The 14,483-nt window shown below is 68.7% G+C and carries 13 protein-coding genes; all 13 read left to right on the plus strand.

The window, feature by feature from the left end:
- Positions 1 to 2,259, plus strand: a 2,259-nt coding sequence (locus E2F46_RS15525; protein WP_207949612.1) for a YadA family autotransporter adhesin, incomplete at its 5' end; no start/stop codon positions are given.
- A 123-nt stretch (positions 2,260 to 2,382) separates the two neighbouring features.
- Positions 2,383 to 4,278 carry a S8 family serine peptidase gene (locus tag E2F46_RS15530; RefSeq protein WP_133323498.1) on the plus strand — a complete coding sequence of 632 codons (1,896 nt, stop codon included), beginning with the start codon at positions 2,383 to 2,385 and terminating at the stop codon, positions 4,276 to 4,278.
- 151 nt (positions 4,279 to 4,429) lie between these two features.
- The gene (gene gspE / locus E2F46_RS15535) at positions 4,430 to 6,160 is read left to right on the plus strand and encodes a type II secretion system ATPase GspE (protein ID WP_243720476.1); all 1,731 of its coding nucleotides are present in this window, start codon (positions 4,430 to 4,432) and stop codon (positions 6,158 to 6,160) included.
- Positions 6,160 to 6,810, plus strand: a complete 651-nt coding sequence (locus E2F46_RS15540) for a dihydrofolate reductase family protein (RefSeq protein WP_133323500.1) — start codon at positions 6,160 to 6,162, stop codon at positions 6,808 to 6,810. The genes gspE and E2F46_RS15540 overlap by 1 nt, the downstream gene beginning before the upstream one ends.
- 2 nt (positions 6,811 to 6,812) lie before the next feature.
- Positions 6,813 to 8,027 carry a type II secretion system protein XpsF gene (gene xpsF / locus E2F46_RS15545; protein ID WP_133323501.1) on the plus strand — a complete coding sequence of 405 codons (1,215 nt, stop codon included), beginning with the start codon at positions 6,813 to 6,815 and terminating at the stop codon, positions 8,025 to 8,027.
- A 273-nt stretch (positions 8,028 to 8,300) separates the two neighbouring features.
- Positions 8,301 to 8,714, plus strand: a complete 414-nt coding sequence (gspG, locus tag E2F46_RS15550; RefSeq protein WP_133323502.1) for a type II secretion system major pseudopilin GspG — start codon at positions 8,301 to 8,303, stop codon at positions 8,712 to 8,714.
- 285 nt (positions 8,715 to 8,999) lie between these two features.
- The gene (xpsH, locus tag E2F46_RS15555) at positions 9,000 to 9,497 is read left to right on the plus strand and encodes a type II secretion system protein XpsH (RefSeq protein WP_133323503.1); all 498 of its coding nucleotides are present in this window, start codon (positions 9,000 to 9,002) and stop codon (positions 9,495 to 9,497) included.
- Positions 9,494 to 10,000: a type II secretion system protein XpsI gene (xpsI, locus tag E2F46_RS15560; RefSeq protein WP_133323504.1), complete on the plus strand. Its 507-nt coding sequence runs from the start codon at positions 9,494 to 9,496 to the stop codon at positions 9,998 to 10,000. Before xpsH ends, xpsI begins: the two co-directional genes overlap by 4 nt.
- Before the next feature lie 200 nt (positions 10,001 to 10,200).
- Positions 10,201 to 10,851, plus strand: a complete 651-nt coding sequence (locus tag E2F46_RS15565) for a prepilin-type N-terminal cleavage/methylation domain-containing protein (RefSeq protein WP_133323505.1) — start codon at positions 10,201 to 10,203, stop codon at positions 10,849 to 10,851.
- A gap of 197 nt (positions 10,852 to 11,048) precedes the next feature.
- Positions 11,049 to 11,891, plus strand: a complete 843-nt coding sequence (locus E2F46_RS15570; RefSeq protein WP_133323506.1) for a type II secretion system minor pseudopilin — start codon at positions 11,049 to 11,051, stop codon at positions 11,889 to 11,891.
- The gene (locus tag E2F46_RS15575) at positions 11,891 to 13,072 is read left to right on the plus strand and encodes a PilN domain-containing protein (protein WP_133323551.1); all 1,182 of its coding nucleotides are present in this window, start codon (positions 11,891 to 11,893) and stop codon (positions 13,070 to 13,072) included. Before E2F46_RS15570 ends, E2F46_RS15575 begins: the two co-directional genes overlap by 1 nt.
- Positions 13,062 to 13,673 carry a type II secretion system protein GspM gene (gene gspM, locus E2F46_RS15580; RefSeq protein ID WP_133323507.1) on the plus strand — a complete coding sequence of 204 codons (612 nt, stop codon included), beginning with the start codon at positions 13,062 to 13,064 and terminating at the stop codon, positions 13,671 to 13,673. Before E2F46_RS15575 ends, gspM begins: the two co-directional genes overlap by 11 nt.
- Positions 13,660 to 14,481: a hypothetical protein gene (locus E2F46_RS15585; protein WP_133323508.1), complete on the plus strand. Its 822-nt coding sequence runs from the start codon at positions 13,660 to 13,662 to the stop codon at positions 14,479 to 14,481. The genes gspM and E2F46_RS15585 overlap by 14 nt, the downstream gene beginning before the upstream one ends.
- Positions 14,482 to 14,483 lie beyond the last annotated feature (2 nt).

Below are 14,483 nucleotides of genomic sequence, written 5' to 3' on the forward strand. Positions count from 1 at the left end.
GCCGTGGCCGACCAGGCCAACGCGACCGCACTGGGCGCGTATGCCCAGGCCATGGGCGAGTACGCCGTGGCGGTGGGCAGCGAGAGCGTGGCCAGTGGCTTCGCCTCGACCGCGACCGGTTCCGGTGCCGAAGCCACGGGCGTCGAGTCGGCGGCCTTCGGTGCCGGCGCAGTGGCAGGGGAGGACTACGCCACTGCACTTGGCGCCAATGCCAATGCCACGGGTTTCAACGGCACGGCAGTTGGCAGCTATGCGATTGCATCCGGCGCGGACAGCACCGCGCTGGGCGCCGACGCCGAGGCTTCGGGCGAAGCGAGCGTGGCCGTGGGCCGCGGCAGCATCGCCTCGGGTTTCGACAGCGTGGCGGTGGGTGGCAGCGGATCGCTGGCGACAGAAGCCTCGGGCGACAGTTCGACCGCGATTGGCGGCGGTGCCTATGCGGCCGGATCCGGCAGCACCGCGCTCGGCAATGCCGCACAAGCGTTTGCCGATGGCAGCGTGGCATTGGGCCAAGGCTCGGTGGCTGATCGCAGCAACTCCATCTCGGTCGGCAGCGCGGGCAGCGAGCGCCAGATCACGAACGTGGCGGCGGGCACGCAGGACACCGATGCCGTGAACCTCGCGCAGCTCAATGCCGTCTCGGCGGTCGCCGACATGGCGGTGCTGTACGACGACGCGAGCAGGGGGTCGATCACCTTGGCTGGAGCCGATGGCACGCTCATCACCAACCTCGCCGCGGGCGAAGTCAGTGAGACCAGTACCGATGCCATCAATGGCGGCCAGTTGTTCCAGACCAACGAGCGGGTGACGGTCGTGGAAGGGCGGGTCACGGTGGTTGAAGGACGCGTCGATGATATCGACGACCGGCTCGGCGACGTCGAGGGAATCACCGCGAATGCGGTGGTCTACGACGATGCCGACAAGGGCGTCATCACGCTGGGGGGCGTCGATGGCACCGTGATCACCAACGTGGCGGCGGGCGAGGTCAGCGAAACCAGCACGGATGCGATCAACGGCAGCCAGCTGTTCGAGACCAACCAGCGCGTCACCCTGGTCGAAGGGCGCGTCGACGACCTCGACACCCGTGTAGGCGACATCGAGGGCGTGGCCGCGAACTCCGTGCAGTACGACGATGACGACCGCGGCAGCGTGACCTTCGCCGGCGATGACGGTACGCAATTGCGCAACGTAGCGGCGGGTGCGGTGGCGGCGGGCAGCATGGATGCCATCAACGGCGGCCAGATGTACGACGCCATGGCAAGCGCCGCCCAGATCTTCGGCGGCGGTGCCGCCGTGACGGCCTTCGGCACGCTTTCGGCCCCGACGTACGTGATCCAGGGTGCCAGCTTCTTCAACGTTGGCGACGCCCTGGGGGCCATCGATGCGCAGATCAGCATGATCGGTAATCGCCTGACCTCGATCGAGAACAACGGCGGCGTCAGCCCCCGGATCGTGGTGGGGGGCGAGCCGTCCGGTGGCGACGATGCCAGCATCGCCGACGGCTCGAACGCGATCGCGATCGGTTCCAACGCGTCGGCACAGGCGGGCAATGGCGTGGCGGTCGGCGCGAATGCAAGCGTCGACGCGGCGAACGGCACGGCCATGGGAGCCAATGCCAGCATCGCCGCTGGCGCGACCAACGCCGTCGCGGTGGGCCAGGGCGCGACGGTGTCGGCATCCGGGGGTACCGCGGTCGGCCAGGGCGCCAGCGTCACTGGCACGAATGGCACGGCACTGGGCCACGGGGCATCGGCCAGCGCCGACAATTCGGTGGCGCTTGGCCAGGGATCGGTCGCCAATCGCGCCAATACCGTGTCGGTGGGTAGCGCGGGCAACGAGCGCCAGGTCACCAATGTCGCGGCCGGCACGCAGGCCACCGACGCGGTCAACGTGGCGCAGCTTGAGTCCACCGCCACCCAGGCGGTGGCTACGGCGAACGCCTACACCGACCAGCGTTTCAATGCCTGGAGCGACAGCTTCGGTGCCTACCAGCAGCAGCTGGAACAGCGTTTCACCGACCAGGATCGCCGCATCGACCGCCAGGGCGCGATGGGCGCGGCGATGCTGAACATGGCGACCAGTGCCGCGGGCATCCGCACGCAGAATCGGGTTGGCGTCGGCATCGGCTTCCAGGGCGGCGAGAGCGCGCTGTCCGTCGGCTACCAGCGCGCGATCAGCGATCGCGCTACCGTGACCTTCGGCGGTGCGTTCAGCGGCGACGAGAAGTCGGTGGGCGTTGGCGCCGGCTTCGGTTGGTAAGGGTTGCCGGTTCCGTCGCGTCAGCGACGGAACCGGGCGGGACATGCGGGCGCCCTGGGGCGCACGAACGATTCAGATGGGCTTGCGGGCCCGGAATGGAACTTCAAACGAGGAAGCGAAGGCATGAAACAGAACAAGATCAGCGTGGCGATTGCAGGTGCGATTCTGGTGTCCGTGGTGGGCGTTTCCGCGGCCACCGTGAAGGGGCTCAGCGTGGGTGCGGTACGCGACACGACCACGACCCCTGCAGCGGGCGACGGTGGGGCCCGGTTCGTCGTCAAGTATCGAGCCGGCTCCGCGGAGTCCCGTGATACCAGGATGATCGAGAGCGGCCTGAAGTCCGCCGTCGATCGTGCTGGCCTTGGACGCACGCTGGCTGCGACGAAGACGTCGGCCGGCAAGGGCGCGGTATCTGCATCGCACCTTCGCAGGATGGGCATGGAAGGCTGGAGCGTGGTCAAGACCACGCGTCATCTCGATGCGCAGGAAGCGGCCAGCTTCATGCGCGAGCTGGCGGCAGACCCCAGTGTCGAGGTGGTGGAGCTGGACCGCCTGTACCAGCGCGCACAGACGTTCTCGCCGGCCCTGGTGCCGGACGACCAGTACTATTCGGTCGCACAGTGGAACTTCCGCAACCCGGTGGGCGGCGTGGGTGCGGAACAGGCGTGGGACATCGCGACCGGCGAAGGCGTGGTGGTGGCGGTGCTCGACACCGGCATCGTCCAGAACCATTTCGACCTGGCGGCCAACGTCGTTCCGGGTTACGACATGATCAGCGACCGTCGCATCTCGCGTCGCGCGAACGACGGGCGCGTCGCGGGCGGCTGGGACGTGGGCGACTGGATCGAGGCGAACTACTGCGTCCAGCTGGGCGCGCCTTCGCATCCGGCCGACATCAGCTCCTGGCATGGCAGCCACGTTGCAGGCACGGTGGCGCAGGAGACCAACAATGGCGTGGGCCTTGCAGGCCTCGCGCATGGTGCCAAGGTCCAGCCGGTTCGAGTGCTGGGGTCGTGCGGCGGCTTCGGCAGCGACATCTCCGACGGCATGCTCTGGGCCGCCGGCCTCGAAGTGCCGGGCCTTCCGCTCAACCCCACGCCTGCGGAAATCCTCAACATGAGCCTGGGCAGCCAGGGACCGCAAGCGTGCTCGGCGCTGTACCAGAACACCATCAACCAGGTGAACGCTGCCGGTTCGATCATCGTCGTCGCGGCGGGCAATTCGAATGCCAATGCCGCCAACTACACGATGTCCTCGTGCAACAACGTGATCAGCGTGGGCGCGACCCGCATCACCGGCGGCAAGGCCAGCTACTCGAACTTCGGTGCGCGCGTGGACCTGTCTGCCCCGGGCGGCGGCGGCGCCGTCGATGGCAACCCGAACGGCTACATCTGGCAGATGATCAATACCGGCACCCAGGGGCCGACCACCGACTTTGCGCCAGTGGGCTTCATCGGCACGTCCATGGCATCTCCGCACGTGGCGGCCGTGGCCGCGATGGTGCAGGGCGCGCTGGTCGAGGCGGATCGTGATCCGTTGAACTGGCAGCAGATGCGTGACCTGCTGGTTGCAACGGCACGTCCGTTCCCGGTCACCATTCCCACGAACACACCGATGGGCTCGGGCATCGTCGATCCGGTGGCGGCGCTGACCGAGGCGCTGGTGGAGCCCTGCGACCCCGAAGTCGAGCAGTGCGAGCCGGATGCCACGCCTCTGGTCAACAAGGTGGCGGTCAACGGCCTGTCCGGCAACGCCGGCAGCGAAGCGCTGTATGCCATCGAAGTGCCGGCCGGTGTCAGCGGTCCGCTCAGCATCACCACCAGCGGCGGCAGCGGCAACGTCACCTTGCTGGTGAGTTTCGGTGAAGAGCCAAACGTCGGCGATGCGGACTACACCTCGGCGCGCCCGGGCAACAACGAGTCGGTGCGCGTGCCGTCCACCCAGGCCGGTACGTACTACGTCAAGCTCGTTGGCACGGCTGCGTTCAGCAACGTCAGGCTGCTCGCCAGCCACAACTGACCCTGCGGTCAGGCTGCAAGCGAAAGCCCCGGCCAGTCCGGGGCTTTTGCCGTCTGGACGATGGGACGCTGGGCACTGCGCGACGATGCCGGGCGTGAACCGGCGGTGCTAAAGTCGCTGTCCCGCTCTCGTGATCTCCGATGTGAACGCGATTCCGCAATCCGCGACCGCTGACCTCCCGGCCACCTCTGCTGAAGCGCGCATCGTCGATGCGCTGGTCGCCAACGGCCAGCTCAAGGACGTCGACCTGGCCCGCGCGCGTCGCCTGCAGCAGGAAACCGGCGGCAGCCTGCTGCAGCTGCTGTCGCGCTTGGGTCTGGTGTCCGAGCGCGACCATGCCGAGGCCTGCGCGCAGACCCTGTCGTTGCGCCTGCTGTCTGGCAAGGACCTGCCGGCCGAACCGCCGGAACTGATGCCGGACGCGCAGCCGCTCAGCGTGCGCTTCCTGAAGCAGTTCAACGTCTGCCCGCTGCGCGAGGACCGTGGTCGCCTGCTGCTGTGGATGGCCGATCCCTACGATGAGTACGCCATCGAGGCGGTGCGCCTGGCGACCGGCTGCCCGATCCAGCCGGCGGTCGGATTGCGTTCGGAAATCGGCGACCTGGTCGAGCGCTGGCATGGGCAGGGCCGCAGCGCGATGGGCGCGATCGTCGAAACCGCCGATGGCGAGGGCAGCGGCGATGTCGACGACGTCGAACACCTGCGCGACCTTGCGTCCGAGGCGCCGGTCATCCGGCTGGTCAACCTGGTGATCCAGCGTGCGGTCGAACTGCGCGCGTCGGACATCCACATCGAGCCTTTCGAGAACCGGCTGAAGGTGCGCTATCGCATCGACGGCGTGCTGGAGGAAGGCGAGAGCCCGCCGTCCAACCTGACCGCCGCCGTGATCAGCCGTGTCAAGATCATGGCCAAGCTCAACATCGCCGAACGCCGCCTGCCGCAGGATGGACGCATCATGCTGCGCGTGCAGGGCAAGGAACTCGACCTGCGCGTTTCCACCATGCCGACCGCGCACGGCGAGAGCGTGGTGATGCGCCTGCTGGACCGGCAGACGGTGGTGTTCGATTTCGAACGCCTCGGCTTCACCAGCGACTTCCTGCCGCGTTTCGAGAAGGTGCTGGAGCAGCCGCACGGCATCCTGCTGGTCACAGGCCCCACCGGTTCGGGCAAGACCACCACGCTGTACACCGCGCTGAGCAGGCTCAATACGCCCGACGTGAAGATCATCACCGTCGAGGATCCGGTGGAGTACCAGCTCGAGGGCATCAACCAGATCCAGGCCAAGCCGCAGATCGGCCTGGATTTCGCCCATGCGCTGCGCAGCATCGTGCGCCAGGACCCGGACATCATCATGATCGGTGAAATGCGCGACCTGGAAACCGCGCGCATCGCCATCCAGTCCGCGTTGACCGGCCATCTCGTGCTCAGCACGCTGCACACCAACAACGCAGCGGGCGGCATCACCCGCATGCTGGACATGGGTGTCGAGGACTACCTGCTCACGTCCACCGTCAACGGCATCCTGGCGCAGCGACTGGTGCGACGGCTGGAGCCGACCCATGCCGAGCGCTACGCGGCCTCGCCCGAAGAGATCGAGAAGTTCGGCCTGCGCCGCTTCCAGCCCGAGGGCGAGATCATGCTGTATCGCCCGCGCCCGTCCGCCATCGCGCCCACCGGTTACCTCGGCCGCACCACGATCATGGAGTTCCTGGTGATGGACGACGCGCTTCGCCGCGCGGTGATGCGCCATGCAGGCATGGGCGAGCTGGAACAGCTCGCGCGGCAATCCGGCATGCGCACCATGTACGAGGACGGCATCGCCAAGGCCCTGCGCGGCGTGACGACCATCGAGGAAGTGCTTCGCGTCACCGAGGACGCCTGATGGGCAAGGTCCGGGTCGACAGTTTTGCGGTTTCGATCGATGGCTTCGCCGCCGGTCCGCAGCAGTCGTTGGATGATCCGCTGGGCGCCCGCGGCCTGGGCCTGCATGCTTGGTTCCGTCCGACCCGCACCTTCCAGCGCAACGTGATGGGACAGGAGGGCGGTGAGTCCGGCGTGGATGACGATTTCGCCGCGCGTGGCTTCGAAGGCGTCGGCGCGTGGATCCTCGGGCGCAACATGTTCAGTCCTTCGCGCGGACCGTGGCCCGACGATGGCTGGCGCGGCTGGTGGGGCGACGAGCCGCCCTACCACTGCGACGTCTTCGTGCTGACCCATCACGCCCGCGGACCGTTGGCGATGGCGGGTGGCACCATGTTCCACTTCATCACCGACGGTGCCGAGGCAGCGCTGGCACTGGCGAAACAGGCGGCGGGTGCTGCCGACGTACGCGTTGGCGGCGGTGCCGGGACGATCCGCCAGTACTTGCAAGCCGGTGCCATCGATCACATGCATCTTGCCGTCGCGCCGGTGCTGCTCGGCAGCGGTGAGTCGTTGTTCGCAGGACTCGATCTGCCGGCGCTGGGCTATCGCGTCGGTGACAGCGCACCCGGCGAGCGTGCAATGCACATCCTGGTCGAGCGGGTGGGCTGAACATGCCGCTGTACCGCTACAAGGCGCTGAATGCGCGCGGCGAGATGCTGGATGGCCAGATGGAAGCCGCCAGCGACGCTGAGGTCGCGCTGCGCCTGCAGGAGCAGGGCCACCTGCCGGTCGAGGCGCGACTGGCCAGCGAAGGCGGTGGCGAACCGGCGTGGCGCTCGCTGTTCAAGCCCAAACCGTTCGCCGGCCAGCGCCTGGTGCAGTTCACCCAGCAACTGGCGACGCTGCTCGGTGCCGGCCAGCCGCTGGATCGCGCATTGTCGATCCTGCTGGAACTGCCGGAGGACGCGGCCGCCAAGCGCACCATCTCCGAAGTGCGCGACGCGGTGCGCAGCGGCATCCCGCTGTCGACGGCACTGGATCGCCAGCACGGTACCTTCCCGTCGCTGTACGTGAACATGGTGCGCGCGGGAGAGGCCGGTGGCAGCCTGGAGGAAACGCTGCAGCGCCTGGCCGATTACCTCGAGCGCACGCGCCTGCTGCGTGGCCGGGTCATCAACGCGCTGATCTACCCGGCGATCCTGCTGGTGGTGGTCTGCGGCGCGCTGATGTTCCTGCTGGGTTACGTGGTGCCGGAGTTCGCGTCGATGTACGACAGCCTCGACGCCGAACTGTCGTGGTTCACGCAACTGGTGCTCGGCGTGGGCCTGCTGGTGCGCGACTGGTGGATCGTGCTGCTGGTGATCCCCGTGCTTGCGCTGTGGTGGCTCGAGCGCAGCCTGCGTCGCCCCGCCTTCCGCGCCGGGTTCGATGAATGGCTGCTGCAGCGCAAGCTGGCCGGTTCGCTGGTGGCGAAGATCGAGACCGCCCGCCTGGCGCGCACGCTCGGTACCCTGCTGAAGAACGGGGTGCCGCTGATCGCGGCACTGGGCATCGGCAAGGCGGTGCTGGGGAACCGCGCGCTCGCTGCCGATGTCGAAGCCGCGGCGACCGATGTGAAGAACGGTGTCGGCCTGTCCACGGCGCTGGCCAGGGGCAAGCGCTTCCCGCGCCTGGCGCTGCAGATGGTGCAGGTGGGCGAGGAGTCAGGTGCACTCGATACCATGCTGCTCAAGACCGCGGATACGTTCGACCAGGAGACCGCGCAGGCGCTGGACCGCTTGATGGCGGCGCTGGTGCCGGTGGTGACGGTGGTGCTGGCGGCCATCGTCGGCGTGGTGATCCTGGCGGTGCTGATCCCGATCTATGGGTTGACGAATACGATCTAGTCCTGATGAACACGCGCAGCTTGCCGCCTTGGCCGCATTGATCGGACGGGCGGAGAGGACAAGCGCCAAGAGGAGAAATGCCAGATGGGTAGTGCGAGGTACCAGAAGAGAAAGGGCGCGCGGGGGATGTCTGCCGGCGGGAGGTCGGGGTTGTCCACTGGCATCAGCCGTGGCGACTGCAACATTCCATTAGCTGCGTCGCGTAGCGCGCAGCAGTTTGAAGGACGCGTGCACAAGCCGTTCCCTGGCGCCCCGCTTGGGCACGGCATCGGCATGCACCAGGCGTCCCGCCTCAAGCAGGCCGGTTTCAGCCTGCTGGAAATCATCATCGTCACCGTGCTGATCGGTGCCCTCGTCGCGTTCGCCGCAAGTCAGGTGCTCAGCGGCGGTGACCGCGCCAACTACCGCATCGCCGAGGCGCAGATCCAGACGCTGGCGCAGAAGATCGACCAATACCAGATGGATACCGGCCGCCTGCCCAATGCACTGCAGGACCTGGTCGTGCAGCCGGGCGATGCCACGGGTTGGCTGGGGCCGTATGCGCGCGCCGACGACCTGGTGGACCCGTGGAAGACGCCGATCGAGTACCGGGTGCCGGGCGACGGTCGTCCTTTCGACCTGGTCAGTCTTGGCGCCGACCGCTCGCCAGGCGGGCAGAGCGTCAACGCGGACATCCGTTTCGAATAGCCGCGATGCGCAGCGTGTCGTGGAGCGGTGCGTGATCGGGATCGGGATCGGGAGCGGTTTGGCACACGCTCGCGCCCTGCGCGCTTCGCGATCTGTCTTCTGTCGTGGCCCGCGTCGTGGTGGGGCGCAGGACGAAGCCAAGGCCGGGGCATGACGCTCCAAGCGCTGCGTCGAGATGCTCACATGCGGTCATCCCCGTGCAGGCAGGGGGCCATGGATCTGCCATTCCCGGCATCAACGTCCATCGGTGCCCGGGCCTGTTTGCATTGGGGACAGGCTTTGCACATGAATGACGGGGACGATGCCGAGCCTTCTGTACGTTCGTCGCCGACGGGACACCAGCGCGGATTCACCCTCCTCGAGATGATGGTGGTGATGGTGCTGATCGCCGGCATGGCGCTGTTGGCCGCGGGCGTGATGACCGGCGGTGTCGATCGGCTGCGGCTGGATTCCAGCGCCAAGCGGGTCGCATCCGAGTTGCGCCATGCGCGGGCGCGCGCGTTGGCCACGGGTACGCCACAACAGTTCGTGATCGACCCGCGCGCGCGCACCTGGCAATCGGCCGAGGACCGTGGCGGCGAGATTCCTGCGCAGCTTGGCGTCGCGTTCACCGGTGCACGTGAACTGCAGCCTGCGGAAGGCATCGGTGCCATCGTGTTCTTCGGCGATGGCGCATCCACGGGCGGGCGTGTGCAGCTGTCTGCCGGCGCAGCCGCACGCAACATCGACGTGGCCTGGCTGACGGGCGAAGTGACGATGCGTCGCGTGGAGGCCGGACGATGACGTTGCGTATCGCGCCTGTACCGGCACGCCTGCGGTCCACGCTGACGGGCCGTCGCGGCGGTTGGCCGCGGATTGCATCGACAGGGGAATCGCAACGCGGCTATTCCCTGCTGGAAGTGATCGTCGCGTTCGGCATCCTCGCGGTGGCGTTGACCGTGCTGCTGGGTTCGCTGTCCGGCGGCATGCGCCAGGTGCGTTGGTCTGCGGATGCCGGGCGCGCGGCGCTGTTGGCGCAATCGCTGCTGGACCAGGCCGGGGTCGGCGAAGCCCTGCAGCCCGGGCACAGCAATGGCGAACTGGAAGACGGCCGCTATCGCTGGTCGATGGAGATCGAGCCGTACGTTGATGGTGCGCGACCCCCGTCGCCTGTCGTCGAGGCGAGCGGCCCGCGGTTGCTGCGGCTGCAGCTGACGATGACCTGGGGTGATGGCACGCCACGCGAGCGACTGCAGGTGTCGACGCTGCGGCTGGTGCAGCCAGGTGCGGAAGGGGGGCTGTTCTGATGCGGCGAGAGCCACCGCCCGGTTCGACGGATGCGGCCAGTTTCAGCCGTGGGCAAGGGACGGCTGTCGGGCAGTCGATGGTGGGCGGGCAGAGGTTGCCGGGGGCCGAGACCGGGCGAGTCATTGGTGTCAGCCGTTGCGACGGCCTCATTGCCGGGCAAGCGGTTGGCGCAGCGTACCGCGGCGACGGCCTCGTTGGCATGCAATCGTCCACAGGCAGGCAGCGCGGCTTCACCCTCATCGAAGTGTTGCTGGCGACCGCGGTGCTGGCGGCGGGCCTGGCGCTCGGCTTCGCCACCCTGCGCGCCGCCACCGCCAGCGTGAATCGCGCCGAGGCCATCGCACAGCAGAGCGAACGCATGCGGGCGGTCGAGGGCTTCCTGCGCCGTCGGTTGTCGTCGACGCTGCCGATTGCATTCGCCACCGAACCCGACACCGGCCGCGCCGTGCGCTTCATCGGCGAACCGCAGCGCGTGCGCTTCGTCGCCGACCTGCCGGACTACCTGGGACGCGGCGGTCCGCATTTGCACGACGTCGAACTGTTCGACGATGGCGATCCTCGGCGGCTGGCGGTGTCCTTCGCGATGGTACTGGCCGGCGAAACCATCGAGGACGGCGATGCGCGCCCACCCGAGCCGCTGGTGAGTGACGTTACGTCGATGCGCTTCCGCTACCGCGGCCTCGACGAGCAGATGCGCCCGACCGAATGGCTGGAGCGCTGGGAGTACGGCGACATCCTGCCGATGCAGGTGCAGGTGGAGATCGAGACGGCGTCCGGCGGGCACTGGCCGACGCTGGTGGTGGCGCTGCCGCAGGGCGGGGTGGCGACGATCCCGACGGTGCGGCCATGAGAACCTGTCCGCGGTCTCCAGACGACCCGCGTGGCCGCTATGCAGCCGCCCTCCGGGCTGCACCTGCCGACGCGCAAGGCCGCGTCATCGCCCGGTTGCATGTCGACATGCGCGCCCTCGCTCTTCCTTGCCCGGCACGCCAGCAAGCGCGGCGCAGGCTGTTCGGAGATCGTGAACAGGTTCCGGGCCGACGCGGCATGCGCGGTGCGGCACTGATGCTGGTGCTGTGGCTGATCGTGCTGCTCGCGGCGCTGGTGGGTGCGTTCGCGCTGTCGGCGCGCATCGAGTACATGCAGGGCCGTACCCTGCATGCCGGCGTGGCGGCGGAGCAGGTCGCGCGGGCCGGGCTGGAGTACGCGATGACACGCGTGGGCGATCCCGACCCGCGGCTGCAGTGGAGCGTCGACGGTCGGCCGCATGCCTGGCAGTTCGATGGCGCGGAGATCGAAGTGCGCATCGTCGACGAGGCCGGCAAGATCGACCTCAACGGCGCCGATGCACGGCTGCTGTCGGCGTTGCTGCGCGTGCTGGGCAGCGACCCCACCGAGGCCGATGCCATTGCCGCCGCGATCCTCGACTGGCGCGATGCCGATGACATGACCCAGCCGCAGGGCGGCGCCGAGGACCCGCAGTACGCCGCCGCGGGCCTGCCGTACGGGGCCAAGGACGCGCCGTTCGAGAGCGTGGCGGAAGTACTGCAGGTGCTGGGCATGACCCCGGCCCTGTTCGCGCGGATCGAACCGCACCTGACCGTCCACACCGGCCTGCCCATGCCCGATACGCGGTTCGCCAGCGGCCCGGTATTGCAGGCGGTTGGGGTGGATCCCGAACCTGTGCTGGCCGCGCGTGAACAGCCCGCGTCTCCGCAGGACGCGCTGTTCGTGGGCGCGGGCAGCGGCACGTATAGTATCGACAGCCATGCGCGCCTCGGCGATGGCCGCCAGGCGGTGTTGCGTGCGGTCGTCCGCACCGGGGCCAGCGGGCTGCCGGGCGCGGCGTACACGATCTTGCGATGGGAGGAGGGCGCCAGGCCCCGATGATGGCTGCAGTGGATCCAGCACAACCCCAAGCGCAGGGGCTCAGCGGACGATGGCGTCGGATCGACGCCGGGCTGCGCCCGCGCCTGTCCGGATTCTGGCACTGGTGGACGGGCGCGCTTGCGGCTTGGCTGCCGGCCCGCGTGCGCGACCTGCTTGGCTGGATTCCGCAGCGCCTGCTGTTCCGGCGCGTCGACACCCAAGTAACACTGTCGATGCTGCGTGGTGGCGGGGTGCGGAGCACGGCGGCCTTGCCGCTGGCCGACTTGCACGCGAGCGTCGCCGATCCGCTCGCCGGATTGTTGGCGCAACGGCACGCTGATGTCCCGCGCTGGCTGGTGTTGCCTGCGGCCATGGTGCTGCGCCGCTCGCTGACCTTGCCGGCCGCCGCGGCCGACCGCCTGCGCGACGTGCTGGCGTTCGAGATCGATCGCCAGACCCCGTTCACCGCCGCCGACGTGCACCACGATGCGCGGCTGCTGGCCCGTCGCGGCGATGGCCAGCTCGACGTCGAGCTGGTGGTGGTGCCGAAAGCGGCCGTCAACGCGGAACTGGATGTTCTGGGCCCAATCGCGGCCACATTGGCCGGCGTGGACGTCGACGATGGCCGCGGCGGCACGCTGGGCGTGAACCTGCTGCCAACCGCACGCCAGTTGCGGCGTGAAGACCCGTGGCGCAAGTGGAACCTCGTGTTCGCTGCGGTAGCCGTGCTGGCACTGGCCGCCGGGCTGTGGCAGATGCTGGACAACCGCCGCACCGCGGCGGACCTGTTCGCGCAGCAGGTGGATGAACAGGTGCGCCAGGCCCGCGGCGCGGCCGTCGAGCAGCGCCGCCTGCTGAACCTGGTGGAAGGCACGCGCTTCCTGCAGGACACCCGTGCCGGCCTGCCGACCACGGTGGAGGTGGTCGATGAACTGGCGCGCCGCCTCCCGGACAACACGTATCTCGAGAAGCTGTCGATCGAAGGCGACCGGATCCTGCTGATCGGCCTCAGTGGCGAAGCTTCCTCCCTCGTGCAGCAGCTCGAAGGCTCCGCACTGTGGCGCAACGCTGCGCTGGCCGGGGCCCTGCAGCCGGATCCGCGGACGCGACGCGACCGGTTCACCTTGACGGCCCAACGGGTCGTGCGCGGTGCCGACAGTCCAGGTGCCCCGGACAATGCAGGGGTCGCGAATGCACGCTGAGCCCTCCCGCCGCGACCGCTGGCTGGCGCTCGCCATCCTGGGCGGCGTGCTGGCGCTGGCCTACCTGCTGCTGGTGCATCCGTGGTGGACCGCACCGATGCTGCGTATCAACGCCGAGATCGACACGCTCCAGCAGCGCGACCTGCGCGCGCGCATGGAGCTGCAACAGGCGCCTGCCGTGCAGCAGCGGCTGGAGGACGTGCGCGCGCAGACCGCCAACGTGCCCGGCTTCATGGCCGAGGCGAACGTACAGCTCGCCACCTCCGCGCTGGTGCAGCGCCTGGAGACCGTGGTGGCCGAGGCCAGCCCGGGCAATCGCAGCTGCGCCATCACCAACCGTTCGCCACTGGCCGACGCCGGGCGCGAACGCTTCCCGCGCGCCGCGGTGCAGGTGCGCCTGAACTGCGGCAACCCGGAGCTGGTGGCCGTGCTGCATGCGCTGGAGCAGGGCACGCCGCGGCTCTTCGTCGACAATCTCAACATCCTCGCCCAGCGGTTCCAGTTCACCGGCAACCAGACCAGTGGTGGTGGGCTGGACGTGAGCTTCGACCTGTACGGCTATCTGCAGCCGCTGCCGGGAGGCACCGATGCGGATCGCTGAGGCCGCCCCGCGCACCTGGTTGCTGGCCACGCTGGCCGGCTGGGCGCTTTGCCTGTGGCTGCTGGCGCTGTTCGGCATGGCCGGTAGCATCGACCGCCTCGACGAGGACGCCAGCCTGCTGCGTCCGCTACCGGGTGCGTTCGAGCCGCTGCCCGAGCGTCTGGGTGCGCTGCAGCAGTACGCCGAACCGGCTTCGCGCCCGCTGTTCACCGACGATCGCCGGCCACAGCCGTTCCTGATCGACCCGATGGCCGAGGCCGGCGATGGCGGCGGTGCCTTCGACTTCGTGCTGACCAGTGTGTTGCGCACCCCGTCGCTGGAGATGGTGATCCTGCAGCCCACCGACGGCGGCCGCTCGATCGGCGTCAAGGTCGGGGACGCCGTCGACGGGCTGTCGAACTGGTCGCTGGCGTCGATCAGCTCGCGGACTGCCGTCTTCAACGGCCCGGATGGCGAAATGACGCTGGAACTGCGGCAGTTCGATGGCGTGGGCGGCGAGCCGCCGACCCGGATGTCGGTCGGCGCGAGTCCTGACCCTGGAACGGCGGGCGTTCGGTCTGCCATGTCCGTGCCGCCCGCTTCGGCCAATGCCGGCCCCAATGCATCCGCCGCCGCATCGTCGGCGCCCACGCCTGCCGTGACCGATGCCAACGGGATGCCGGTGCCGCAGGTGACCGAGGGCGTCGCCCCCGAGACCACGCCTGCCGCCCGCACTTCCCCTGACCAGGTGGAAGCCATCCGCAGGCGGATCGAAGAACGCCGCGCCCGCCTGCGCGAACAGGCCCAGCAGAACAACCAGACACCGTAGAC

Source organism: Luteimonas aestuarii (genome assembly GCF_004357985.1).
GTDB classification, from domain to species: Bacteria; Pseudomonadota; Gammaproteobacteria; order Xanthomonadales; family Xanthomonadaceae; genus Luteimonas; species Luteimonas aestuarii.